Consider the following 24907-nt stretch of genomic DNA (forward strand, 5'->3'; position numbering starts at 1 on the left):
TAAGCCTTGTAAAAGGGCGCCTCGCGGTAATCGCGATGCTTGCCTCTTTGGCGACTTCCTCCTTTGCGAGCAAGCTCACCGATATTCAGTTTGCTGAATTGCCAGGGCAAAGATTTGAAATCAAGCTGAAGTTTGATGAACAGCCTGATGCACCCAAAGGTTATACCATTGAAAAGCCGGCTCGTGTGGTTCTGGATTTTCCTGGTGTAGAGAGCTTGCTAACGCAGAAAAAGTTTCCAGTCTCTTTCGATTCGGCGAACAGTGTGGTGGTGCTATCTAGCGGCGGTCGCACTCGCATGATCGTCAACTTGAATGAGTTGGTAAACTATTCAACTAGGCTTGCTGGCTCAGATGTGATAGTGGAGATGGGCAGCGGTGCAAGTACAAGTGAATATTCAAAGCCTGGGTCTAGTTTAGCTTCTGCGCTATCTAGTTCGTCTGCGAATACGCAGAGTGACTATGAGAGCGCCATTACCTCATTGGACTTTAGACGTGGTGAGGAGGGTGAGGGCAAAATAATACTTAGTTTGTCTGACCCTAATGTGAACATTGATGCAAATTCTAAGGGCGGCAAGCTTACTTTAAACTTCGATGGAGTTTCGATTCCTGCCGACTTGCGAAGACGCTTAGACGTGGTTGATTTTGCAACACCGGTTTCTTTTATCGATACCAGTTATGATGGTGGCAGCACAAAAGTAATTGTTGAGACAAGCCGAGAATATGATTATTTGGCTTATCAAGCAGACGATCAGTATGTTGTGTCGATTAAGCCTTTGACTCGTGTAGAGCGAGAAGAGCGCAAAAAGCAGTTTGAGTTTGTGGGTAAAAAGTTATCTCTAAACTTTCAAAATATTGAAGTTCGTTCAGTGCTTCAGCTAATTGCTGATATCACCGATTTGAACTTGGTGGCTAGTGATACGGTTGGTGGCAGTATTACTTTGAGGTTAGATAATGTCCCTTGGGACCAGGCCTTGAGTTTGGTGCTGAAGACAAAGGGCTTAGACAAGCGTCAGGTAGGCAATGTATTAATGGTGGCGCCTGCAGCCGAAATTGCTGAGCGTGAGCGTCTTGAGCTGGAAACTCAAAAGCAGTTAGAAGAGTTGGCTCCGCTACGAACCGAATATATTCGTGTGAGGTATGCAAATGCACGTGAACTGTTCAAACTTTTTAATAAGCGTACTGGCGACGGTGAAGGTGGTGGTGGCAATCAAGATGGTAATTCTACCGGCAGCATTTTGTCAGAGCGCGGGCAGGCTATTGTAGATGAAAGAACTAACTCAATTATCTTGACAGATACCGAAGAGAAAATTGAGAAATTCCGCAAGGTTATTGCGCAGGTTGATATTCCTGTGCGCCAAGTGTTGATCGAGGCGCGGATTGTTGTTGCTAACACTGATTATCGAAAGGAGTTGGGCGTTAGGTGGCAGGCTGTGGGCAGGCACCAGATACGGTCAACTACCGAGCGAGTGCCAGTATTAGACTCAAATGGCAATGCAACGTTTAACGGAAATGGCCAGCAGGTTTTCCGGACGCAAACCGTGAGTCAACGAAGTGGGCTGTTCTCGGGCTCTACAGAGGCCTTTTCTTCAGATAACTTTGATGATAATGGTGTTTGGACACCAACAATCGACCAAGCGAATATGGTTGATTTGGGTGTGGCTAATGCAGCGGGTTCTATTGCAATGTGGTTGAGTAGCGATAATGGTTCAATAGGTTTAGAGCTTAGTGCGCTTGAGGACTCTGGTTTTGCTGAGATTGTGTCGCAACCTAAGGTTGTAACAGGTGATAAGCAGCAAGCTGAAATTTCATCCGGGCAGAAAATTGGATTTCGTCAAGAGTCGGGTAGCGGCGGTAATACAACTTCGTTTGAAGAGGCAGTGTTGAAGTTAGAAGTGACACCACAAATTACTCCTGATGACCGCATAATAATGGATTTGATTGTCACTCAGGATGAGATTAGTAGCTTTCTTTCAAACGGTGAGCCACTTATTGATGTCAACCGCGTAATTACTCAGGTGCTAGTAGAAAATGGCCAAACCATTGTATTGGGTGGGGTATTTCAGGATCAGGTGAACAAAGGCACCACGAAGGTTCCTTTGCTGGGGGATATTCCCTATCTGGGGCGTTTATTTAAAAAGGATCTCGAGGTTCGAGAAAAAAGAGAGCTGCTAGTTTTTATAACGCCCAAAATATTAGCGGATAGTTTTGTCGAATAATTGCTTGTGAAGAGTATCGTTTTAGTCGGCCCCATGGGGGTCGGCAAATCAACTATCGGGCGCCTTTTGGCGTCTGCCTTACAGCGTGACTTTTACGACACCGATAAGTTAATAGAAGATCGCGCTGGTGCTGATATTTCTTGGATATTTGATATCGAGGGTGAAGAGGGCTTTCGCGTGCGTGAAAGTAATACTCTTGCCGAACTTTGTATGCAGGATGATTTAGTTATCGCAACCGGTGGCGGTATCATCATGCGAGAGGAAAATCGCAAACTGCTTAATAAGTATGGTCATGTTGTTTATCTGACAGCATCTGTAAATCAGCTGGTGCGTCGTACTGATAAAGATAAAAAACGCCCGCTGTTGCAAGTGGATGACCCCAAGCAGAAAATCATCGAGCTGTTGGAGTTGCGTGATCCTCTTTACCGAGAGGTTGCCGATTTTATTATCGAAACCGATGGCAAGACACCCAAGCAAGTCGCAGAAACCTTGGTGGAAGAGGCGTAAATAGCTTCTCTCGGTTTATTGTTCCCTTGGTTTTTCTGGTATTCTTTGTCGGCTAAACTTTACTGCCGGATTTAATCATGCGTACCTTAAATGTCGATCTAGCCGATCGCAGTTACCCGATTTATATTGGTCCTAATATTCTTGCTGATAAAGCGTTGCTTGCCCCTCACATTAAGGGCAAGCAAGTCTGCCTGGTGACTAATACCACCTTGGCAAAGTTACTACTGCCAAAGCTTAAGCCCGCGTTGCTAGAGTATGATTATACCGAGGTGATATTACCTGACGGAGAAGCATTTAAGACGCTGGATACTTTGAATCTGATCTTTGATGAACTGTTACAGGCGCGCCATACTCGGAAAACCACTTTGTTGGCATTGGGTGGTGGTGTTATCGGTGATATGACAGGTTTTGCAGCCGCCTGCTATCAGCGTGGTGTGGACTTTATTCAGTTGCCCACAACGCTTTTGTCTCAGGTGGATTCAAGTGTTGGTGGTAAGACAGCGGTTAACCACGCTTTGGGTAAAAATATGATTGGGGCTTTTTATCAGCCCAATTGTGTGATCGCTGATAGCGCGGTTTTACAGCAGCTTCCAGCAAGGGAGTTAGCTGCCGGTCTAGCGGAGGTGATCAAGTATGGTTTGATTGCCGATGAGTCTTTTTACGGCTGGTTGGAAGATAATATATCGGCCTTGAATGCAGGCGATCAACAGGCCTTGAGCTATGCCATTGAGCGTTCCTGCCAGATTAAGGCAGATGTTGTTGCAGAGGATGAGCGAGAATCTGGCCTGCGAGCGATTTTAAACCTAGGCCACACCTTTGGCCATGCGATCGAAACTCATATGGGCTATGGAGAATATTTGCATGGTGAGGCGGTGGCCATTGGTATGCAAATGGCCGTTACCTTGTCTGTTGCCAAGGGTTGGGTGGATGCAGAGCTTATCGATAGAAACAAAAAGCTAAGTGAGGCCGCAAATCTGCCTGTGACGACCCCGGCTGCTATGACAGCCGAAGAATTCTTACCGTTAATGGCGGTGGATAAAAAGGTTTTAGATGGCCGTTTGCGTTTGGTGTTATTGTCTAAGTTAGGCAAGGCTGTCATAACGGAAGATGTAAGCAAAGAAGAGCTGATAGCAACTATTGAGGCTTGTCGCATCTGAATTCATAATTGAGGTGGACATATTAAAGTCGAAGCAGGGGGTTGAGTGGATACTCTGGCCGAATATTTAGATTACTATGGTTTTAGCGCGGAGCCGTTTGTAGGGAAAGGTGGCTTTTTCTCAACCTCCGAGCGAGCTGAGCTGTTAGACCAGATTGAACATTGGTGTGACTTCGGCTCTGGCGTCATAGTTGTCGAAGGTGAGGCGGGCATAGGTAAGACCGCTCTTCTGCAGGAGTTTTCAAAGCGTTGTGATGACGGGGCGCTGATATCACAGCTGGACGGCCCGGTACTTGCTGGTCTTGATCAAATGCTGATGTTGCTAGCTGCTGAGCTGGGCGTAGACCTGGTTGAGGGGCAAACTTCAGGTGCCATGCTGGGGCATTTGCGCAAACATGTTAAGTCATCTTCTCGCTCAATGTTTGTTTTGGTTGATCAGGCTCATAAGCTTGATGATAGGGCCCTATTAGCATTGATGGGCTTACTGCAAGGACAGCAGGCCGGTGATCTAGGGCTGAACGTGGTAGTCTTTGCCGAGCCCGGCTTGGCAGAGCGCTTAAGCAAGTTCGACGTGGCTGATGTTATTGTTAATCAGAAGTCCATAGAGCGTTTTTCTCAGTCGCAGCTGGCCAGTTACATTCATCATCAATTAGCGGCGGCAAGCTATGATGGCCCCGAGCTATTCAGTGATATGGAGCTCAAAGAGCTTTTTAAAGCATCTGGAGGGTTGCCTGCGCAAATTGATGTGCTGAGCCAAAACCTACTAATCAACCGCCTCTACAACAACACGGCTGCAAAGAAAGGTTTTCCTGCTTGGCATGTTTTGGGTGTTGGTGCCTTGCTTTCAATTCTGGCTACCGCTTTTGTTTACCGCGCTGAATTAGAGCAGTGGTGGCAGGGCAATAATACTAATCAGCCTGAATTGATGCAGGCCGAAAAGGCTTCAACGAAGACGCAAAGTTCAGCGGTTTCTCAAGCAAGTGAAGCTCCTTCTGATAAGCAAGCGGTAACAGCCGAATTTATTGATGATGCTGAAAACCTGATCAACGAAGCCCTAACGCCTTCTGAGCCAACAATTGCTAGTAATGATGCGTCAGTAAGTGATGGTGGTGACCTTGAGCTGCAAGAAGCCGCTTTGCCTGAGCAGGCTGAGTCCGAAGTTTTAGTTGATGCTGCTGAAGGTGCTGCACAGGAGAGGCTAGAAGCTGCGGGGCTTGATGCGGCTGCTCGGCAGGCGCTACCGCAAGGTAATGAATTACCACAAAATGATAGTCATTCTGCAGAGCAAATGGCGCAGCAAGTTGCTGAGCCTGAACTGCCGAGCGATGACCTGAATGACGATGAGCTTAGCGCTATGGCGCTGGCCGATGTCAATGAATTGCAAGATAGTCAAATCGATTACTCCGCGTATAGCCAAGAGGAGTTGGCACGAATAGGGATGGATCCTGCGTTTGATCTAAGTGTTTTTACCGAAGATGAACAGTATTTACTGCGACTATCAGACAGTGCCTATGTTTTACAGTTGATTGCTGTTCGAACCACCGAGCAGGTGGAAAAATTCATGCGAGTTCAGTCGAATCGCGCAGATCTCAAAATATTTAACCGCGAACGCGATGGCAAATCTTGGTATGTGATTGTTCAGCCGGGCTTTGATACTTGGGAGCAAGTTGAGCAGGCGCAGAGCAAATTGCCATCTAGGCAGCGAAGTAGCGGCGCTTGGGCCAGGTCGCTGAAAATCATTAAGGCAGATATACGCTCTTTTAGGGGCATTTAGCAGCATATTTGCGAACTTTGCCCGATCATGGCCGAACATTCCATTAGTTCGACTTGCTTATTTCTAAGTCTACAGTTAATATTCAGCGCCCAAATGCCATCAAAGCCCCTCTCTTAAGGGGCTTTTTTGTCTGGGAAGCACAGTTTTGTGCTGGTATCAGCCCGCCGTAAAATATTAGAGGCTGAACCAGTAATGCACTCATCGCGCGGAATAGTGAATTAGCGGTGTCTTAATGTTGAGGCGCTACTGATATTAGAAAGAAGCGAGCATTCCGCCATAGCAAGAAGAGAGACAGAGCATGACTACTGGACTCTATCGTTTAGACGAATTTAAAGACAACTGCGGTTTTGGCCTAATCGCAAACACCAAAGGAAAGGTGAGCCATAGCCTACTAGAGTCGGCTATTGAAGCATTAACCTGTATGACCCACCGCGGTGGTATTGCCGCTGATGGCCTTACCGGTGATGGTTGTGGCCTATTAATGCAAAAGCCAGATAGCTTTTTGCGAATCATCGCTGAAGAGAATGGCTTTGAACTGAGCGCCAACTATGGCATCGGCTCGGTAATGCTAAGCCAAGATCCGATTTTGGCTCAGGCTGCTCGTGACGCGGTTACTGCTGAAATTGAAGCAGAAGGCCTAAACGTTGCAGGCTGGCGCGAAGTTCCTGTAGATAAGTCTTGCTTGGGCCCGATTGCGCTTGAAAGCTTGCCTAGCTTTTATCAGGTCTTTGTAAACGCTGAATGTTCGCTGCCAGCATTAAATGCCAAATTGTATATGGCGCGCCGCCGTGCGGATAAAGCCTTAAAAGACGATAAGGCTTTTTATATTTCCAGCCTGTCTTCTTCAGTATTGTCCTACAAAGGCTTGATGATGCCGAAGGATATTCCGGCATTCTATAAAGATTTGGCTGATGAGCGCCTTGAGACTGCAATTGTGGTTTTCCACCAGCGCTTTTCTACCAACACCATGCCGCAGTGGAACTTGGCTCAGCCATTCCGTATGTTGGCTCATAATGGTGAGATCAACACCATCATGGGTAACCGCAACTGGGCCCGCGCGCGTACGCCTAAATTCCAATCTGAACTACTTCCGAATCTGGCCGAAGTGGCGCCGGTGGTAAATACCGAAGGTTCGGATTCTTCCAGCTTAGATAATATGTTGGAAGTTCTGGTGTTGGGTGGCTTACCTCTGCACCATGCCTTGCGCATGTTGGTGCCGCCAGCCTGGCACAATGTAGAGTCTATCGACCCAGAAGAGCGCGCCTACTATCAGTATATTTCTATGCATATTGAGCCTTGGGATGGTCCAGCGGGCTTGGTAATGACTGATGGCCGCTACGCGGTTTGTACGCTAGATCGAAATGGCCTGCGCCCTTCTCGTTGGGTGTTAACCGATGATGATGTCATCACGGTAGCTTCTGAAGTGGGTGTACATGGTTATCAGCCAGAAAATGTTGTTGCCAAAGGTCGTTTGGGGCCTGGTGATATGTTGTCGATCGACACTGAAAGTGGTGAGATTCTCGACACTGATGAAATTAATGAGCAGCTAAAAACTCGTCAGCCTTATCGCAAGTGGCTGAAAGAGGGCAACTTAAAAATTGAGGCAACTTTGGAAGCGGAAGCTTACGAAGAAGGCATGCCTCGCGAAGAGTTGCCGCGTTATATGAAAATGTTCCAGTTAAGCTTTGAAGAGCGTGATCAAGTATTGCGCCCGCTTGCTGAACTGGGGCAGGAAGCCACGGGCTCGATGGGTGACGATACCCCTATGGCCGTGCTTTCTGGCAAGACCCGTAATCTATTTGATTATTTCCGCCAGCAGTTTGCCCAGGTAACCAATCCACCAATCGATCCACTACGTGAAGCGATTGTTATGTCTTTGGGTACGCAGCTTGGTCGTGAACTCAATGTCTTTGCAGAAACTCCATCGCACGGTAAACGTATTAATTTGCGCAGCCCGGTTTTATCGCCGCGTAAGTTTTACACCATCCGAGAGATGAACAATAAAGATTATCGTACTCAGCAATTTAGCCTGCGCTACGATCCTGCAACTCACAGCTTGAAAGAAGCCATCGTTAAATTATGTGACGATGTTGAAGCAGCTGTACGCGAAGGCGCGGTGATCGTTATCCTGAGTGATGGCTACCCTGAGCAAGGCATGGGCATGATCCATTCCTTGTTAGCTACAGGTGCGGTACACCACCGTTTGATCAACGCGGGTTTGCGTTGTGATTCAAATATTATTACCAAAACCGCTTACGCCCGCGACTCGCATCAGATTGCTACCTTAATTGGTTACGGTGCTTCGGCGGTTTACCCATATCTGAGTTATCAGGTGTTATCGGATTTGATTCACACGGGCGAACTGCTAGTGGATCACGATACCGCGCTGAAGAACTATCGTAAGGGTATCAATAAAGGTTTGATGAAGATCCTATCGAAGATGGGTATCTCTACCATTGGCTCATACCGTGGTGCACAGCTGTTTGAAATTATCGGCCTTAACGAAGAGATTGTTGATCTGTGCTTTAAAGGTACGCCGTCGCGTATTAAAGGTGCGAGCTTCGAACATTTGCAGGCTGAGCAAGAAGCACTGGATACCATTGCTTGGATTGATCGCAAGTCGATCGAGCCAGGCGGTTTGTTGAAATATGTTCACGGCCAGGAGTATCACGCCTTTAACCCCGATGTTGTACAAACTTTGCAACAAGCGGTTAAAACCGGTGATTACAGCGTCTGGAAAAAGTACGCCGATCTCGTTAATGAGCGCCCGGTAGCAACCTTGCGCGATATGCTAAAACTTAAAGACGCCAAGCCGATTCCTTTGGATGAAGTCGAGCCGATGGAAAACATCGTGGCGCGTTTTGATTCGGCGGCTATGTCTTTAGGGGCATTATCACCTGAAGCACACGAAGCCTTAGCCGAAGCCATGAACACCTTAGGTGGTCGTTCTAACTCCGGTGAGGGTGGCGAAGATCCTAAGCGTTTTGGTACCAATAAAGTATCGAAGATCAAGCAAATTGCCTCTGGCCGCTTTGGTGTAACGCCTCACTATTTGGTAAATGCTGAAGTACTGCAAATTAAAGTTGCCCAAGGCGCGAAGCCTGGTGAAGGTGGTCAGTTGCCTGGTGGTAAGGTAAACGATTTGATTGCTACCTTGCGCTACTCGGTGCCAGGTGTGACTTTGATCTCTCCTCCGCCGCATCACGATATTTATTCTATCGAAGATTTGGCTCAGCTGATTTTTGATTTGAAACAGGTTAACCCCGATGCTCTGATCAGCGTTAAGCTGGTGTCGCGCCCTGGCGTAGGTACCATTGCGGCTGGTGTTGCAAAAGCCTATGCCGATTTAATTACTATCTCGGGTTACGACGGTGGTACCGCAGCATCGCCTTTAACTTCGATTCGCTATGCCGGTTCGCCTTGGGAATTAGGTCTTTCTGAAACCCATCAAACACTGCGAGCCAATGACTTGCGCGGTAATGTGCGTGTGCAAACCGATGGTGGCTTGAAGTCTGGTTTGGATGTGGTTAAAGCCGCGATTTTGGGTGCAGAAACTTTTGGTTTCGGTACCGCGCCAATGGTTGCCTTGGGTTGTAAATATCTACGTATTTGTCACCTGAACAACTGTGCCACCGGTGTAGCGACTCAAAACGAAGCGCTGCGTCGTGATCACTACATTGGCACAGTGGAAATGGCCATGAACTTCTTCCGCTTTGTTGCTGAAGAGGCCCGTGAATGGATGGCCGCTCTGGGTGTGCGCAGCTTGGAAGAGCTAGTTGGCCAAGTGAATCGTATGGAAATTGATGAAGCTAAGACCGATAAACAAGCGGCCTTGGATCTAAGTCCAATTATTCATACTGACGATTATCTAGAAACAAAACCGCAATTCTGTCAGGTGGCGCAGAACGACCCTTATGATAAGGGTGAGCTGGCCGAGCAGATGGTGAGCGATATGATCGCTAACATCGAAGCGAAAGAAGGCGGTGAGTTTGAATTTAAGATCACCAACTGCGATCGCTCCATCGGTGCTCGTGTGTCGGGTGAAATTGCCAAGCGTTATGGCAACCAAGGTATGTCTGATAAGCCCGTTACCGTTAAATTAAATGGCGTGGCCGGTCAGTCGCTGGGTGTTTGGAATGCCGGTGGTTTGAATATCTATCTTGAAGGTGATGCCAACGATTACGTCGGTAAGGGCATGGCCGGTGGTAAGCTGGTATTAATGCCGCCACGGGGCAGCGCCTTTAAATCGAAAGAAACCTCCATCATGGGTAACACCTGTTTATACGGTGCAACCGGTGGTGAGGTTCTCGCGGCAGGCCAAGCTGGTGAGCGTTTAGCGGTTCGTAACTCTGGTGCTCAGGTTGTTGTTGAGGGCGCTGGTGATCACTGCTGTGAATATATGACCGGCGGCGTAGTAGCAGTTCTGGGTCAAACCGGTGTTAATTTCGGCGCGGGTATGACGGGCGGCTTCGCCTATGTATTGGATTTGGATCGCGGTTTTGTTGACCGCTTTAATAATGAGCTGGTGGAAATTCGTCGCATTGGTGGCGAAAACTACGAAGATCATCGTAACCACCTACGCAACCTGATTGCTCAGCACGCCGAAGAAACCGGCAGTGAGTGGAGCCAAGAGTTGTATGAGGACTTTGACGATTACGTCGGTAAGTTCTGGCTCGTGAAGCCTAAGGCCGCCAGTTTGGGCAGCTTGTTGGCGCAAACTCAATCTGATACTGAATAAGCGGAGGGATCATCATGAAAAACCCTAACGCCAAACAAGAACGTTTAAGTAATAATTTTCAGTTTATTGATGTGGGTCGTAACGATCCGCAGAAGAAGCCGATTCATACCCGCAAAACACAGTATGTGGAAATTTATGAATCCTTCACTGAAAAGGAAGTTAGCAATCAGGCCCATCGATGCTTAGAGTGTGGTAATCCATACTGTGAGTGGAAGTGCCCGGTACATAACTTTATTCCTAACTGGTTGAAGCTCATCAGCGAAGGCAATATTTTTGAAGCTGCGGAGTTGAGCCATCAAACCAATACCTTACCTGAGGTTTGCGGTCGAGTCTGCCCGCAGGATCGTTTGTGTGAAGGCGCCTGTACGCTAAATGATGGTTTTGGCGCAGTAACCATTGGTAATGCCGAAAAATATATCACCGATACCGCATTTGCTATGGGCTGGCGTCCAGATATGTCAAAGGTGGTTTGGACCGATAAAAAAGTGGCCGTCATTGGTGCGGGGCCTGCGGGTTTAGGCTGCGCTGATGTATTAATTCGCAACGGCGTTAAGCCGGTAGTATTTGATAAATACCCGGAAATTGGTGGCTTGCTAACTTTCGGTATTCCAGAATTTAAACTGGAAAAATCTGTACTGACTCGTCGCCGCGAAATCTTCACCGAGATGGGTGTGGAATTCCGCCTAGAAACTGAAATTGGCAAAGACATCAGCATGGAACAACTGCTGGAAGAGTACGATGCGGTATTTATGGGTATGGGAACCTATAAGTATATGAAGGGTGGTTTTCCAGGTGAAGATCTGCCAGGCGTTTACGATGCCTTACCTTTCTTGGTTTCTAGCGTAAACCGTAATCTGGGCTTCGAGAAAAACGTCGATGACTATATTTCTGTAGCCGGCAAGCGTGTTGTGGTTCTAGGCGGTGGCGATACCGCTATGGACTGTAACCGCACCTCAATCCGTCAGCAGGCGCGCAGCGTGACTTGTGCTTACCGTCGTGATGAAGCCAATATGCCAGGATCTGTTCGCGAAGTAGCCAACGCTAAAGAAGAAGGTGTTAATTTCCTTTTCAATCGTCAGCCGGTTGAGATTGTTGGTGATGGTAAGGTTGAAGGCATTAAAGTAGTCACCACAGAGTTGGGCGAGCCCGATGAAAATGGTCGCCGTCGTCCTCAGCCTATTGAAGGCTCCGAGGAAGTGATTCCCGCCGATGTAGTGCTTATCGCATTTGGGTTTCAGCCTAACCCTGCCGATTGGATTGCCGGTAATGGAGTGACAATTAATAGCTGGGGTGGTGTTGAAGCCGCTGAAGAGCAGCAGTATAAATTCCAGACCAGTAACCCTAAAGTATTTGCCGGTGGTGATATGGTGCGTGGCTCTGATTTGGTTGTGACGGCAATCTGGGAAGGTCGTCAAGCTGCTGAAGGTATATTGGACTACTTGCAGGTTTAAGTTCGTTTTATGGCTAAATTAAAGGGGGAGCTTAGGCTCCCTTTTTACGTTTTAACAATACAAAAATAATACGGAATTATTATCACCTCAACAAAGCTGATGTGTTAGATTGAGTTCAGCTTATCAGCTCAAATAAAACAAGGATCTGTTATATGTCGAAACATTGTCAGGAATGTCAAGGTGAATTAAGCCCCGGTCAAATTCGTTGCGGTCAATGCGGATTGATCCAGGAAGAATTTGTTTACAAAAGTCGAGTCGCTGCGGCAACTCTAGCTATAGTGGCAGGAATGTTTGGCCTTCACCGCTTTTACTTGGGTAAGTGGTGGGGTGTGTTTTATCTGCTGTTCTTTTGGACTTATATTCCCGCGTTGATTGGATTGATTGAGGGGGTTGTTTTTCTCGCCACTGATCAAAAAAACTGGAACGCGAAGTACAACCAAGGCCTATCAGCAGGCAGTGAGCGTGGGGGAGTCGTTATTTTCGTTCTATTTTTGCCGATGTTTGTGGTGTTTGGGATATTGGCAGCTGTCGCAATACCTGCATATCACGACTATACCTTGCGGGCAAAGGTTGTGGCGGCCCACGCTGAAGCAAAGGCAATAATCCCATTGGTAGAGGAATTTGCTTTTGAAAATGAACGTTGGCCAATGACGGAAGATTTACAGCTGCCGGCCTTGAATAATCCACTCTTGGCGGATCGGAGAATTGAAGAGGGTGATATTATTATTAATATGGCAAAAGATACTGGCCTTAGCGGTTCATTTATCTATAAATCAAGCAGCACAAATACCGGAATTAAATGGTCTTGTGTAGAGTCAACGATTGAAGCTAAGTATCTGCCGCAGGAGTGCCGCCAGTAGCCAATTGAGCCTCTTTTCGAAACTTTCTCTTGCCACAAAAAAAGGAGCTTAGGCTCCTTTTTTTGTTGGCTGTCTAATGGCTGATTATATTCCAGATAAATCGCGAGTACTTCTTAGTACCACAGCAGTCTTTTCTAAATTAGACCTTTCTAATTTCAGTTAATTTGGCACGTAAACTATCAAATATCTACCGACTGTCACTTTTTGGGGCGGTCATAGCCAATGTTGTCTATACCATATTATCTTAATAGCCCTAGTTTTCTTCGGATTATTCGATGTGGGGACGCAGTTCCTCATGGCTATTGTGAGTGGGTTTTACACGATAGTTGGCGGTCAGGGGTAGTAGTTTTAGCAATATTTTTATAGCGGTTACCAGAGATGGAGCTGCTGTCGTATTTGAACGAGGTGCTTTACGGATGAAAAAGTTCGATATCAAAACCATGGTACTGGGTGTTATAGCTGCCAGTATTTTACTTCTATTAATTGCTTCTCTTTTTTCCACCTACAAGCTGAGAGCCGATTTGGAAAAGTTCGGGTCCCTTTTGTCCCATGAAGTCGCGGCTATACACGGGGCGGATAGAGTAAATATCGAATTTAAACGCCAGGTACAAGAATGGAAGAACGTACTTATCCGTGGTGCTGATGATGGGCAGAGAGAAAAATACTGGGGCAAGTTTTTAAAGCAAGAAGAGAGTGTTCAAAAAATTGCCAGACAGCTCGTCACTCTTTTGGATTTTGATCCTAAACTGCAGGGGCAGGTTCGTGAGTTTCTCGCAGAACATGAAAAAATGGGGCAGGCTTATCGTACAGGTTTTGAGGAGTTTGTCGCCTCTGGTTACAGCCATCGTGCCGGTGATGTCGCCGTAAAAGGAATCGATAGAGCACCTTCAAAGCTTCTAGATGAAATTTCAAAACAAGTAAACGCTGTTGCGAAAAAGAGCAGTGATGCTACCGTGGCTGAGTCTGAATTAGTCGTTATTTATGCGGTCGCTTTAACGTTGCTAACAGGTGCATTGGTCATGTTTGGCAGCTACATGATCTTACAGCGTGAGGTTTTAAAGCCGCTTCGTAATACAGCGAGTAATATCAGTGGTCTTTCAAAAGGTGATCTTTCGATAAAGGTTTCACGCGATGGGCGAGGAGAGATCGGCTTGCTGAATAAAGCCACAGCGGATCTCACTGTGCAAATGAGGGACTTAATGTCGTCTCTAAATAAAACTTCGTACGCCCTCAATGAAACGGCGCACAAGTTTGAGCAGCAATCTAATATGCAGTCCCAGGCAAGTGAGGAGCAGGTTGCTCAGTCTACCCAAGCATCCCATGAAATCAGCACCTTGGTAGCCAGTGCTGAATGTGCTTTCGATACCGCAAGCCATACTAAAGAAATGACTGAAACTACTCTCGAAAAGGCTGAGCAGGCCAGCTCTGTTGTTGATCATGTGGATGAACTAATGAAAGCGCTGCAGCAAGATATTCTGCATGCGGACCAATCAGTGAGTGCCTTGTCAGAGAGAGTAGTGCGTGTTGATGAAGTGATGAGTGTTATTCAGGGCATTGCAGAACAAACTAACCTATTGGCCTTAAATGCAGCAATTGAAGCGGCTCGTGCTGGGGATCAGGGGCGAGGCTTTGCGGTGGTTGCTGATGAGGTTCGCGGCTTAGCCCAAAAAACACAGCAGTCGACTCAGGAGATCGCTTCAATATTAGAAGACTTGCGTAAAGGCTCTGAGTCAAGCGTGCAAGCGATGAAGGTTGGCCAGGAAAAAACCAATTTTGCCGCAGAGAAAACCAATGAGATTGCTGCAATCTGGCAAGGCTTATCCGGAGATATATCCAATATTTCAGAAAAAAACGTAGAGTTGAATCTCTCTGCTTCAAAACAAAGTGAAGCTGCCAACGGCGTAGAAGCGTTTATCGAAAAACTAAAGGCAGATGCTATGACACAAAACCAGCTAGCAGCCGAGCAATTACAAGCCAGTGGAGAGCTACAGGAGCTCTCCACGGCGATTAGTGAAAAGATCGCCTATTACAGAGTTTAGGTGATTCGCACTTAGCGTAAAAATGCCTGGATAAGAGAGCGACTTTCTTTATCGGCTTCTTGGTTTGCTAGCGGATCGCCATCTAAGGGTATCGAGGCGTCCAGCAAGTGACCTGCGTTAGGGTAATGGTGATGCACACAGCTCTTTTCGCCCTTACTCTGACGCGCTTTCTTGCAAATTAAGTCGGCCATTGTTTTAGATGGCCAAACACTGTCTTTGCCACCACTAAAAAGTAATAGATCGGCCTGACTCTGTTCGAGGTCGATTTCTGCTTTTTCTACCGCCGCGGTATCTTTGAGAGAGTTGCTATAGAGATCGACTAAGCTGCGAATATTACCGTTAGCTTTGTAGGGAACATAAGGCAAGGGTTGATCTCCCATCGTCCAGCTTGAGTTAGGAAAACTCTTTCCTGGTACGATTCCAGGCCACACAACATGGCTTGGCGCTATCGCAACAACTTTGCGTATTCTTTCATCCAGCGTTGATAGCAAAAGGGCGGCCTCGGCGCCTTTAGACCAACCAACAACCGCTAACTCTTTACTGTGGTTCTTCTCTAACAACCATGTTTTAGCGGGCTCAAAATATTCCAGCGGAATTGCTTCTATGTGTTTTGGCAGTTTGGCCTCCTTATAGTAAGCCAAAGCCAATACCGGGTGCCCTAATTGGGATATTTTTTCGGCCAGTACTTTGGGGATGCCAGAGCCGGAGCCCTCCAAAACCAAAACAGGCGTTTTATCTTGATTTCCGGGGTAATAATTTGCGACGAAGTTTTGTTTTTGTATTGCGGTAGGTAGCGGTGCAGCCAGCGCTTTTACTGACAAGCTAGTTAGCAATGTGATTATCGTTTTATACATTGTAATGCCTTCACTATGATCTTTCCCATTTAGACGAGTCAAAATAGACAATGGCACATTGGCAATTTATCTAGGCACCTACCCATTGGGTAAATGAGCTCTACGGCTGCTCTGTAATCGTTTGTGCTGAATGAAAAACAATCAAAATAGTTGCGTGTCGTATAGCTGGCGTAGAAATGTCGTATGGAAAAAGGCTAGATTTTCCTTATAGATTAATTACTTAAGGTAAGTCAGAATATGGAGATGAAAATTAATCGCCACAACCTAAAGCGTCTTCGCAAAGACAAGCTTTGGTCCCAGGAGCAGTTGGCTGAGGCCAGCTGTTTAAGCTTACGCACTATTCAAAGAATTGAGAGTAGTGGCGTAGCTTCTATGGACTCCATCGGGGCCATTGCTTCAGCGTTTGATGTTAATAAAAGCTTTTTAACTCAAGAGGAAGCGATTTTTAAGCCCTATCAGCATACTCAATTGGGGTACCTGATGTGGGTTATTTGTTTTCTTGTTTTGGCGTTAATTTCTCCCTTACCTGGAATGCCAATGGTTGGATTGGTCATTTTGTTTGTTGGCGCTATAGTGCCAATGATTTTGTTTTTTAGCTTGAGTATAAGTGTTACTGAAGAGCGGGTTCGATGGTATTTCGGCCCGCGTTTTTGGAAAAAAGAGCTTTCTGTCTCTGAGATAGCGAGTAGTGAAGTGGTAAGAAACAGCGCCTTAATGGGCTGGGGAATTCGAATGCTTGGAGACGGCTGGATGTATAACGTCTCCGGTTTATTGGCTGTGGAAATACGGCTTAAGTCTGGCTCAGTCATTCGCTTGGGCAGCGATGAGCCAAATTATTTAAAAGAAGCTATAGATGGGGCTATAGCCCTGCAGCAAGACAGGGCTGATTGAATGTGCTGCTAGCACTTAGTGCAGGTTTTGATACCAACAAGCTTATAAAGTGGGCAAAAGCCGATTAGGCCGGTTAATAGCGGTATTAGGCCAATATAAGCCCACGGGCTTTGTGGCCCAAAAAAAGCTAAGCTTAGTATGGCGAGGCCAATAGTAATCCGAATTACGCGATCGATAGTGCCTTCATTTTTCATGCGGCTTTCTCCAGTAGCTATTTACGAAGCCAATCCTAAGCCGCTTTGAGGTGTGCTTCAGTGACAAAGTCACATTGCCTTTGAATCGCCTTAAAGTAGCGTGATTTTTCCTCTGGAAAGCTCTATCAGCCCCTCTAGTTCTAGCGTCTTTAATTGCCGGCTAATAACTTCTCTTGATGAGCCAATATCTACAGCAATTTCTTGGTGGGTGAGGGTTAACTGGGAGCTTTGCTGTTCTCCGATGCGATTTTGTAGATATTTCCACAGGCGTGGCTTTAAGGCTGTTAACGTTACCGATTCAATTTGGGCCATGAGTTGGTAAAGGCGTTCGCTGAAGCCGCGGAAAACGGCCTCTTGAAAGCTCTGCTGGCTTGCGATTAAGCGGTGAAATTCAGCTTTGGGGATAACAGTCGCTGAAATATCGGTTTCACAGATCACCTCGGCTGGAAATGGATCGTGGCCTAATAAGCAAGCCGTGCTCAGTACACAAAATTGCTCTGGTTCAATTCTATAGAGTAATAGCTCTCGCCCTTCGGGGCTGCGCGCAATTACCTTTAGGCGACCGCTGGCTAATATCAGGGCGTCATTGCAGGCCTGGCCTTGGCTAAGTAGCACTGAGCCTGCAGGAGCTTCAAATTGAGGGTGCTGGCTAAGATAAGAGAGAATCACCTTGGGGCCTTCTAGCTGATGGGCTACTGATCTACTGGACTATTGATCTACTGAACTATTGGTCCACTGGAATGGGGTAAAGTTAGCTTTTCAGAGAAGCGAAGGTGATGCGATATATCAAAGGTTTTACTAAAAACAAGAAATCAGACAGCTAAAGTCTTAGCTATCTGATTTTTAAGTTGCAATGCTCTAAGCGATAGCGCCTGCTTCTCGCAATGTTGTAATTGCGGCGCTGTCATAACCGAGTTGTTGCAATACTTCCTCGGTATTGGCGCCAATCGGTAGGCCGGCGTTTCGGTATTCGGTTTGCGAGCCACTGAATTTAATGGGGCTGGCAATCTGGCGTAGCTGCTGGCCATCGGCCGCTGGAATCTCGATATACATACCACGCTCTTGAAAGTGTGGATGCTGTTCGGTTTCGCCAAGGTCTAGCACCGGCTCTACACAGGCGTCCAAAGCCGCGAAGATTTCGCGCCATTCAGCAAAGCTCTTTTGCTTAAATGCCATAATCAAATCTTGTTTTAGCTCAGCTTGCACATCAGGGCTGTAGTTCATTGCACGCTCAAACCAATCTGCTTTGCCCAGGGCCTCACACAATTGCTTGCAGAATTGCGGCTCTAAGCTGCCCACAGAAATATGGCGACCGTCAGAGGTTTCATAGTAGTCGTAGAAAATACCGCCGTTCAACATGGTGCCAGAAAGTTCTGGGGCCTTATCACCTGCTAAATGGCCTGCACCAGCCGTAGTGCTAAGTGCAAGAGCAGCATCGCTCATGCTGATATCGATGTGCTGGCCTTTGCCACTGCTGTGGCGCTCAATAACTGCCGCTAGAATACCCATAACGGCATGGTGAGTACCGCCAGCAATATCCGCAATTTGAGTGCCGGATAAAATAGGCCCAGTGTCTTTGCGGCCGCTATAGCTGGCAAGGCCTGCTAACGCTAAATAGTTAATATCGTGGCCTGCACGATCTTTAAGGGGGCCGGTTTGACCGTAGCCGGTGATCGAGCAGTAAATCAGTTCGGGCTTTTCAGCACTTAGGGTTTGATAATCTAAACCAAGGCGCTGCATTACACCGGGACGAAACTGCTCCAATACAATGTCGTATTCTTGTAGTAGCTTTTTAACGATGGCTGTAGATTCAGGTTGCTTTAAGTCAAGAGCGATACACTGTTTATTGCGATTGATACTGCCATGGCCCGCAGAGATTTCACCGACCATCGGTGGCGCAAAGCGCAGTAAGTCTGGACGTGTTGGTGACTCGATACGCAACACTTCGGCGCCCATATCGGCTAATAATTGGGTCGCATAAGGTCCTGGCAAAAGGGTTGAAAAATCTAGAATTTTTAATCCGCTTAGTGGGCCGCTCATGGAGAACTCCTGAATCGAAAATACGGTTGTCTTTATGTAAACGGCTACCCAATGGGTAGCCGAAAACAAATAGCTATATTATTCAGCACCATTTCCGTGGTGCCATATACTCAATTAGTCGAGTAGGGTACGACCAATGATTAACTTCATAATTTCATTGGTACCAGCATAGATTTTTTGGATTCGTGCATCGGCATAGGCACGGGCAACTGGGTATTCCCACATATAGCCATAGCCACCATGCAACTGTAAACACTCATCGATAACCTTGCACTGCAAATCGGTGCTAAGTAGTTTTAGCTTTGCAGCTGTTGGCACATCCAGTTTGCCTTCTACGTGAAGCTCTAAGCAGCGGTCAACAAAAACTTGAGCCGATGTGATTTCGGTATCAAGCTCGGCCAATTTAAATTGAGTGTTTTGGAAGGTAGCTACAGAGCGGCCAAAAGCCTTTCGCTCTTTCACGTATTCAACAGTTTGATCTAGGATAGAGCGAGCGCTGGCGATGGCGTTAACACCTACAGATAAGCGCTCTTGCGGTAGCTCTTGCATCAGGTAGATAAAGCCCATGCCTTCTTCACCTAACAGGTTACCCTTTGGTACGCGCACATCTTGGAAGAATAGCTCGGAGGTATCCTGAGCTTTCATGCCGATTTTTTCAAGGTTAGTGCCTTTTTCAAAGCCTGGCGTGCCAGCTTCAACCAAAATTAAGCTGGTGCCTTTGGCGCCAGCATCTGGATCGGTTTTGGCAACTACGATCACTACATCAGCATGCTGACCGTTGGTGATAAAGGTTTTAGAACCATTAATAACCCACTCATCACCATCGAGTACGGCTGAGGTTTTTACACCCTGTAAGTCAGAACCAGCACCAGGCTCAGTCATAGCGATGGCGGTAACCATTTCACCACTGACAAACTTAGGCATGTATTTCTGCTTAAGTTCTTCGCTGCCGTAATTCAAAATGTAAGGCACGCCGATATCAGAGTGTAAGCCCCAGCCAATGCCAGAAAGACCTGCGCGAGACACTTCTTCATCAACAATAGCGTTATAGCGAAAGTCTACACCTACGCCGCCGTATTCTTCAGGTATGGTTGGAGCAAGGAAACCTTGCTCGCCAGCTTTGTTCCAAAGGGCGCGATCAACCTGGCCATCTTTTTCCCACTGGGCGTGATAGGGCGCAGCTTCAACTTCTAAAAATTTACGGACACTTTCGCGAAACAGCTCGTGCTCTGGCTCATATACTGTTCTTGGGATCATAATTTTTTCTCAAATCTTAATAGGGGTGGTGAACTATTGAAGGCTACTCAATAGTAATAGCCCGACAGAGTCGGGCTATTTGAGCTTGCAAGGAAGGCAAGCGCGTTTAGCTGTCTTGGAAAACTTCGCCTTTTTCAGCCATGTCTACCAAGTAGGCTGGTGGAGTAAAGCGTTCACCATATTTATCAGCAAGTTCTTGCGCGCGGGTTACAAAGTTCTTCAAACCGGTTTGGTTGATAAACTGCAGAACACCACCTGTCCAAACTGGATAGCCAATGCCCATAATTGAACCAATATTAGCATCACGTACGCTGGTCAGAACCCTCTCTTCGTAGCAGCGAGCGGTTTCTACGGCTTCGATATAGAGCATGCGATCCTTAATGTCTTGCAATGGGATCTGTGCATCAGCCTTGTAGAACTGATCTAAGCCAGGCCACAACTTTTTCTTACCGTTCTCTGGGTAGTCGTAGAAACCACCGCCGGTAGATTTACCAGCGCGATCTTGCTCTAGCATTGCATCAGACGTGGCATCGGCTGGATGGGCGGTGTAGCTCTCGCCAGCAGCTTCCATATCGGCAATGGTTTGCTTACGAACTTTGGCAGAAAGGGTCAGGGTAACCTCATCCATTACCGCCAATGGACCAACTGGATAACCAGATAGGAATGCGGCATTTTCAACCGATACCGGGCTAACCCCTTCGCCTACCATCGCAATGCCTTCTTGGGTGAACGTGCCAAATACGCGAGAGGTGAAGAAGCCGCGGCTGTCGTTAACAACGATAGGCGTTTTGGCAATTTGCTGTACATAATCGTAAGCACGTGCCAGGGTTTCATCGTTAGTTTTTTCACCGCAGATAATTTCAACCAAAGGCATCTTATCTACTGGTGAGAAGAAGTGCAGGCCAATAAATTGATCTGGACGCTCAGAAGCTTCTGCCAAGCCAGTAATTGGTAAAGTAGAAGTGTTAGAAGCAAATACGGCATCGCTAGCGATTTGTGCTTCGGCTTCTTTGGTTACAGTGGCTTTTAGGCCGCGCTCTTCGAATACGGCTTCAATAATTAAATCGCAGCCCTGAAGATCTTCGGCGTTTGCTGTAGGCGTGATCAAAGCAAGGATGCCATCACGCTTTTCTTCACTCATGCGGCCACGCTTAACTTTTTTGTTAAGTAGGGTTTCTGAGTAGGCCTTGCCTTTATCGGCGTTCTCCTGGCTAACATCTTTTAGTACAACTTCAATGCCTTTGATGGCAGAAGAGTAAGCAATACCAGCACCCATCATGCCAGCACCTAGGATGCCCACCTTCTTAACAGGTTTTTGTTCGAAACCATCAGGACGACCGCGGCCGGCTTTAATTTCATTAAGCTGGAACCAGAAAGTGCCGATCATGTTTTTGCTGATCTGGCCGGTGGTTAAAGTGGTGAAGTAGCGTGTCTCGATGCGAGTCGCGGTATCAAAATCTACCTGCAGACCTTCAACCATGGTGCACATGATAGCTTCTGGAGCTGGCAAAACGCCTTTGGTTTGATTGCGTAGCATAGCCGGTGCAATCGGTAGCATTTGTGCCAGTGCGGGGCTGCTTGGCTTGCCGCCAGGTACCTTGTAGCCTTTAACGTCGTATGGCTGGGTGCACTCAGGGTTTGCTTTAATGAAGGCTTTAGCTTTTGCCAGCATTTCTTCAGGAGTATCGACGATGTCGTGAATCAAGCCCAGCTCTTGGCCTTTTTCTGGTTTGAACTGTTTGCCTTCTAGCAAATAAGGCATGGCGCCTTGCAAGCCTAGTAGGCGAGTCATACGGATTACACCGCCGCCGCCAGGCAGTAGGCCTAGAGTTACTTCAGGTAGACCTAGCATTACGCCTTTCGATAGCGCAATACGGTGGTGACAAGAAAGGGCGATTTCCCATCCGCCGCCTAAGGCCGCGCCATTAATACAGGCCACTACAGGTTTGCCCATAGTTTCCAATTTGCGCATGGCTTTTTTCAGGGCTTCAACTTCATCAAAGAATTGCTGGGCATCGCTAGGCTGCACTTGGATTAGTGCGGTTAGGTCACCACCGGCGAAAAAGGTTTTCTTTTTCGAGCGAACGATAACGCCATCCCAACTTTCTTCAGCTTCTAGTTGCTTGATGAAATCAAAAAAATCGGCTTGGAAGGCGGCATCCATTACATTGGCCGAGCCATCCTTGCGATCCAAAATCATATGGACAATATTGTCACTGTCTTTTTCAAATTGTACTGAGCTCATAATTTTTCTCTCTTGGCTGTCTGTTGCTACAGCTAATTAATCTGGATGAGTGTTTACACAGTCGTGTTTACACACGCTCGATGATGGTGGCGATACCCATGCCGCCGCCTACACATAGACAGGCTAGGCCGCGTTTCAAATCACGAGCTTCAAGCTCATCCAGCAAGGTGCCCAAAATCATGGCGCCAGTGGCACCCAGTGGGTGACCCATTGCAATAGAGCCGCCGTTTACGTTGACGATGCTTTCATCTAGATCTAAATCTTTTATCAGGCGCAGTGCTACTGATGCAAAGGCTTCATTAATTTCTACTAGGTCTAAGTCTTTTGCTTCTAGGCCGGCAATCTTCAGTGCTTTCTTAGCCGCTGGGCCAGGGCCTGTTAGCATGATGGTTGGATCGGTACCTACAACCGCAGTAGCAGTAATCTTTGCGCGCGGCTTTAAGTTGTACTTATCAGCCATTTCTTGGCTACCGATTAGCATGGCAGCAGCGCCATCTACGATACCCGAGGAGTTACCAGGGCCATGTACGTGGTTGATCTGCTCGATGTCGTGGTACTTCTCACGTGCCACGCCATCGAAGCCCATTTCACCGATACCGGCGAAAGATGGATTCAAGCCAGCCAGTGTTTCTACGGTAGTTTCAGGGCGAATAAATTCATCACGATCTAAAATGGTTAAGCCGTTTTGATCTTTTACTGGAATGATGGATTTATCAAAAGCACCACGCTCCCATGCGGCGGCCGCTTTTTTGTGAGATTCAGCGGCAAACGCATCTACATCGGTGCGGCTGTAACCATCGATAGTGGCGATTAGATCGGCGCCAATACCTTGTGGCATAAAGCCTGTGAACATATTGGTTTCTGGATCGCAGGCCCAGGCTCCGCCATCGCTACCCATAGGTACGCGAGACATGGATTCAACACCACCGGCAACGACTAGCTGTTCAAAACCAGAGCGCACTTTTTGGGCGGCCATATTGACAGCTTCAAGGCCAGAGGCGCAGAAACGGTTTAAGGTAACGCCAGCAACATCGTCATCCCAGCCAGCAGCCAGAGCAGAGGTTTTAGCGATATCAGAGCCTTGATCGCCGACAGCAGAAACACAGCCCATTACAATGTCGTCCACATCTTTGCTGTCAAAGCCATTGCGCTCTTGTAAAGCGTTTAACAGTTGCACCAATAGGGATACAGGTTTTACTTCATGTAGGCTGCCGCTCGCCTTGCCGCGTCCACGCGGGGTGCGAATGGCATCAAAAATAAAGGCTTCATTGCTCATGAGCTTATCTCTTTTTGCTGTTCTAAATAGATTGAGATGCGAAGCTCTGCTGGAGAGCAGAAGCTATTAACATCGGTGTGCTATACAGCTTAGGTCATACACGGCGCAGAACAATGACCAAAGTTTTCAAGCGAGTGGGAGAAAATGTCAGCGGGCAGTGATTGGCATAGGGCTAAAAGGCCAAACTATAGGTGAGCGCTTGCTCGGCTTTGAATATGCGCTGCCGCTGATGTTAGCGGCAAGTCTCGCGATAAGCGCCGGGGGTCATGCCGGTCCATTTTTTAAAGGCGCGGTTAAAAGCGCTAGGCTCAGAAAAGCCCATAATGGCAGCAATATCATTAATAGGTGTGTTTAATCGTGCCAAGTGATAGGTGGCGGTATCGCGGCGTACGGCATCTTTGATTTCTTGGTAGGCATTGCCTTCTTCCTTTAGGCGCCTGCGCAAGGTTTGAGTGGTCATATGCAGTCGGTCGGCAACTACCTCAAAGGGTAAATTCTCGACGCAATCGCTGGACTGCAGCATGCCGCGGATGCGAGCGGTTAAGCTATTGTCGCTCTTATAACGCGTGAGTAGGCACTCTGGTGCATTAGCCAAGAATTCACTGAGAGTTTGCGGGTCTTGGGCTACTGGACGCTCTAAAAAGCGTCGACTGAACACTACGCTATTCTCGGATTGATTAAAGTAGCTGCGACAGGCAAATAGATCCTGAAACTCGTCAGCATAACTGGGTGCGGGGAAGGTAAAGTTTATGCGCTCAAGGAGGATTGGGCGGTCAATCATCCAGCTGGTCCAGCGAATCCAGATAATCATCATGGAGACAATAAACCATACTGGGTCGAGCTTATGTGGGTTGTCGTACATAAAGCTCAGGGTGGCTTCTTCGCCTTGTTCCCCTAAGGAAAAGCCCATTTCATCATGACACACTCGAGCATGGCGAATGCTTCGTAACAGTACCCGACGTAGATTTGGACATGTGATGGTTGAATGGCACTGTAGCGAGAAGTAACCCTGGCGTAAGGGGGTAGACAGAAAACCGGCCGATTCGTCGTCCATTGCTGCCCAGGTCGCTTTGATTAATTTGCCAAACTCATCATTTGGTAGTTGGGTGCTATTATCAGGCAGGGCGCTAAGGTCGATATCCAAATCCTTCATGATTTGGTCGATATCGATACCCTGTTGGCGCGGGCCGTTGAGCATTGACTGCAATAAATCTAGTGGAATGCCGGGTTTTGTTTTCATGGGGGTATATTAGCACAGGCGCAGATGAATTTGACGGCAGATCAATGCCGATGTACAAAAGTCTTAAGGGTATCAATTTTATTGTCAGTAATCGTCATTGGGCCGTCATGCAAAATTGCATAAGCTCAATGCAATAAAATAGGCCAGCTTTGCTTTCTCGTTGGCTGTA

17 protein-coding genes are annotated in these 24907 nt (G+C 47.3%); 9 read left to right on the forward strand and 8 right to left on the reverse strand.

The features are described from left to right. Positions 1–35: 35 nt before the first annotated feature. From pilQ to Q1A41_RS15585, 8 genes are all read left to right on the forward strand, one after another. Positions 36–2216, forward strand: coding sequence for a type IV pilus secretin PilQ (pilQ, locus tag Q1A41_RS15550; RefSeq protein ID WP_299981026.1), 2181 nt, complete (start codon positions 36–38; stop codon positions 2214–2216). Further along, complete coding sequence (aroK, locus tag Q1A41_RS15555; protein WP_299980854.1) at positions 2217–2723, forward strand: shikimate kinase AroK; 507 nt, start codon at positions 2217–2219, stop codon at positions 2721–2723. Between the two features lie 77 nt (positions 2724–2800). Continuing rightward, positions 2801–3880 (forward strand): 3-dehydroquinate synthase, encoded by a 1080-nt coding sequence (aroB, locus tag Q1A41_RS15560; protein WP_299980856.1) that lies wholly within the window; start codon positions 2801–2803, stop codon positions 3878–3880. A gap of 45 nt (positions 3881–3925) precedes the next feature. After that, the gene (locus Q1A41_RS15565) at positions 3926–5653 is read left to right on the forward strand and encodes an AAA family ATPase (RefSeq protein WP_299980858.1); all 1728 of its coding nucleotides are present in this window, start codon (positions 3926–3928) and stop codon (positions 5651–5653) included. 298 nt (positions 5654–5951) lie between these two features. Then, on the forward strand, positions 5952–10391 hold the full coding sequence (gene gltB, locus Q1A41_RS15570; protein WP_299980860.1) for a glutamate synthase large subunit: 4440 nt from the start codon (positions 5952–5954) through the stop codon (positions 10389–10391). 14 nt (positions 10392–10405) lie between these two features. After that, complete coding sequence (locus tag Q1A41_RS15575; RefSeq protein ID WP_299980862.1) at positions 10406–11842, forward strand: FAD-dependent oxidoreductase; 1437 nt, start codon at positions 10406–10408, stop codon at positions 11840–11842. 152 nt (positions 11843–11994) lie between these two features. Further along, positions 11995–12702, forward strand: coding sequence for an NINE protein (locus Q1A41_RS15580; protein ID WP_299980864.1), 708 nt, complete (start codon positions 11995–11997; stop codon positions 12700–12702). A 416-nt stretch (positions 12703–13118) separates the two neighbouring features. Then, entirely contained in the window at positions 13119–14741 is a 1623-nt protein-coding gene (locus tag Q1A41_RS15585) for a methyl-accepting chemotaxis protein (RefSeq protein WP_299980866.1), read from the forward strand. A gap of 11 nt (positions 14742–14752) precedes the next feature. Here the strand turns inward: Q1A41_RS15585 and Q1A41_RS15590 are convergent, their stop codons facing one another. Further along, entirely contained in the window at positions 14753–15595 is an 843-nt protein-coding gene (locus tag Q1A41_RS15590; protein WP_299980868.1) for an acyl-CoA thioester hydrolase/BAAT C-terminal domain-containing protein, read from the reverse strand. A 243-nt stretch (positions 15596–15838) separates the two neighbouring features. Here Q1A41_RS15590 and Q1A41_RS15595 point away from each other — a divergent pair, with 243 nt between their 5' ends. After that, positions 15839–16486, forward strand: coding sequence for a helix-turn-helix transcriptional regulator (locus Q1A41_RS15595; protein ID WP_299980870.1), 648 nt, complete (start codon positions 15839–15841; stop codon positions 16484–16486). 8 nt (positions 16487–16494) lie between these two features. Here Q1A41_RS15595 and Q1A41_RS15600 read toward each other — a convergent pair whose 3' ends face one another. The 7 genes from Q1A41_RS15600 to Q1A41_RS15630 form a co-directional block, all read right to left on the reverse strand. Continuing rightward, positions 16495–16680: a DUF2892 domain-containing protein gene (locus tag Q1A41_RS15600; RefSeq protein ID WP_299980872.1), complete on the reverse strand. Its 186-nt coding sequence runs from the start codon at positions 16678–16680 to the stop codon at positions 16495–16497. A 90-nt stretch (positions 16681–16770) separates the two neighbouring features. Then, positions 16771–17349 (reverse strand): Crp/Fnr family transcriptional regulator, encoded by a 579-nt coding sequence (locus Q1A41_RS15605; RefSeq protein ID WP_299980874.1) that lies wholly within the window; start codon positions 17347–17349, stop codon positions 16771–16773. Between the two features lie 189 nt (positions 17350–17538). After that, entirely contained in the window at positions 17539–18720 is a 1182-nt protein-coding gene (locus Q1A41_RS15610; protein ID WP_299980876.1) for a CaiB/BaiF CoA-transferase family protein, read from the reverse strand. 114 nt (positions 18721–18834) lie between these two features. After that, on the reverse strand, positions 18835–19977 hold the full coding sequence (locus tag Q1A41_RS15615) for an acyl-CoA dehydrogenase family protein (protein ID WP_299980878.1): 1143 nt from the start codon (positions 19975–19977) through the stop codon (positions 18835–18837). Between the two features lie 106 nt (positions 19978–20083). Then, entirely contained in the window at positions 20084–22222 is a 2139-nt protein-coding gene (locus Q1A41_RS15620; protein WP_299980879.1) for a 3-hydroxyacyl-CoA dehydrogenase NAD-binding domain-containing protein, read from the reverse strand. 67 nt (positions 22223–22289) lie between these two features. Then, entirely contained in the window at positions 22290–23498 is a 1209-nt protein-coding gene (locus tag Q1A41_RS15625; protein WP_299980880.1) for an acetyl-CoA C-acetyltransferase, read from the reverse strand. Between the two features lie 232 nt (positions 23499–23730). Further along, positions 23731–24738, reverse strand: coding sequence for an AraC family transcriptional regulator (locus Q1A41_RS15630; protein ID WP_299980882.1), 1008 nt, complete (start codon positions 24736–24738; stop codon positions 23731–23733). Between the last annotated feature and the right edge of the window lie 169 nt (positions 24739–24907).

Source organism: uncultured Pseudoteredinibacter sp. (assembly GCF_947502065.1).
Taxonomy (GTDB): Bacteria; Pseudomonadota; Gammaproteobacteria; order Pseudomonadales; family Cellvibrionaceae; genus Pseudoteredinibacter.

Excerpts from the sequence above, each read along its gene's own strand:
- Q1A41_RS15585 (WP_299980866.1), top strand. The coding sequence starts at position 13,119 with ATGAAAAAGTTCGATATCAAAACCATGGTACTGGGTGTTATAGCTGCC.
- Q1A41_RS15575 (WP_299980862.1), top strand. The coding sequence starts at position 10,406 with ATGAAAAACCCTAACGCCAAACAAGAACGTTTAAGTAATAATTTTCAG.
- Q1A41_RS15580 (WP_299980864.1), top strand. The coding sequence starts at position 11,995 with ATGTCGAAACATTGTCAGGAATGTCAAGGTGAATTAAGCCCCGGTCAA.
- Q1A41_RS15615 (WP_299980878.1), bottom strand. The coding sequence starts at position 19,977 with ATGATCCCAAGAACAGTATATGAGCCAGAGCACGAGCTGTTTCGCGAA.
- aroB (WP_299980856.1), top strand. The coding sequence starts at position 2,801 with ATGCGTACCTTAAATGTCGATCTAGCCGATCGCAGTTACCCGATTTAT.
- Q1A41_RS15590 (WP_299980868.1), bottom strand. The coding sequence starts at position 15,595 with ATGTATAAAACGATAATCACATTGCTAACTAGCTTGTCAGTAAAAGCG.
- Q1A41_RS15625 (WP_299980880.1), bottom strand. The coding sequence starts at position 23,498 with ATGAGCAATGAAGCCTTTATTTTTGATGCCATTCGCACCCCGCGTGGA.
- Q1A41_RS15630 (WP_299980882.1), bottom strand. The coding sequence starts at position 24,738 with ATGAAAACAAAACCCGGCATTCCACTAGATTTATTGCAGTCAATGCTC.
- Q1A41_RS15595 (WP_299980870.1), top strand. The coding sequence starts at position 15,839 with ATGAAAATTAATCGCCACAACCTAAAGCGTCTTCGCAAAGACAAGCTT.
- gltB (WP_299980860.1), top strand. The coding sequence starts at position 5,952 with ATGACTACTGGACTCTATCGTTTAGACGAATTTAAAGACAACTGCGGT.
- pilQ (WP_299981026.1), top strand. The coding sequence starts at position 36 with ATGCTTGCCTCTTTGGCGACTTCCTCCTTTGCGAGCAAGCTCACCGAT.
- Q1A41_RS15620 (WP_299980879.1), bottom strand. The coding sequence starts at position 22,222 with ATGAGCTCAGTACAATTTGAAAAAGACAGTGACAATATTGTCCATATG.
- Q1A41_RS15600 (WP_299980872.1), bottom strand. The coding sequence starts at position 16,680 with ATGAAAAATGAAGGCACTATCGATCGCGTAATTCGGATTACTATTGGC.
- Q1A41_RS15610 (WP_299980876.1), bottom strand. The coding sequence starts at position 18,720 with ATGAGCGGCCCACTAAGCGGATTAAAAATTCTAGATTTTTCAACCCTT.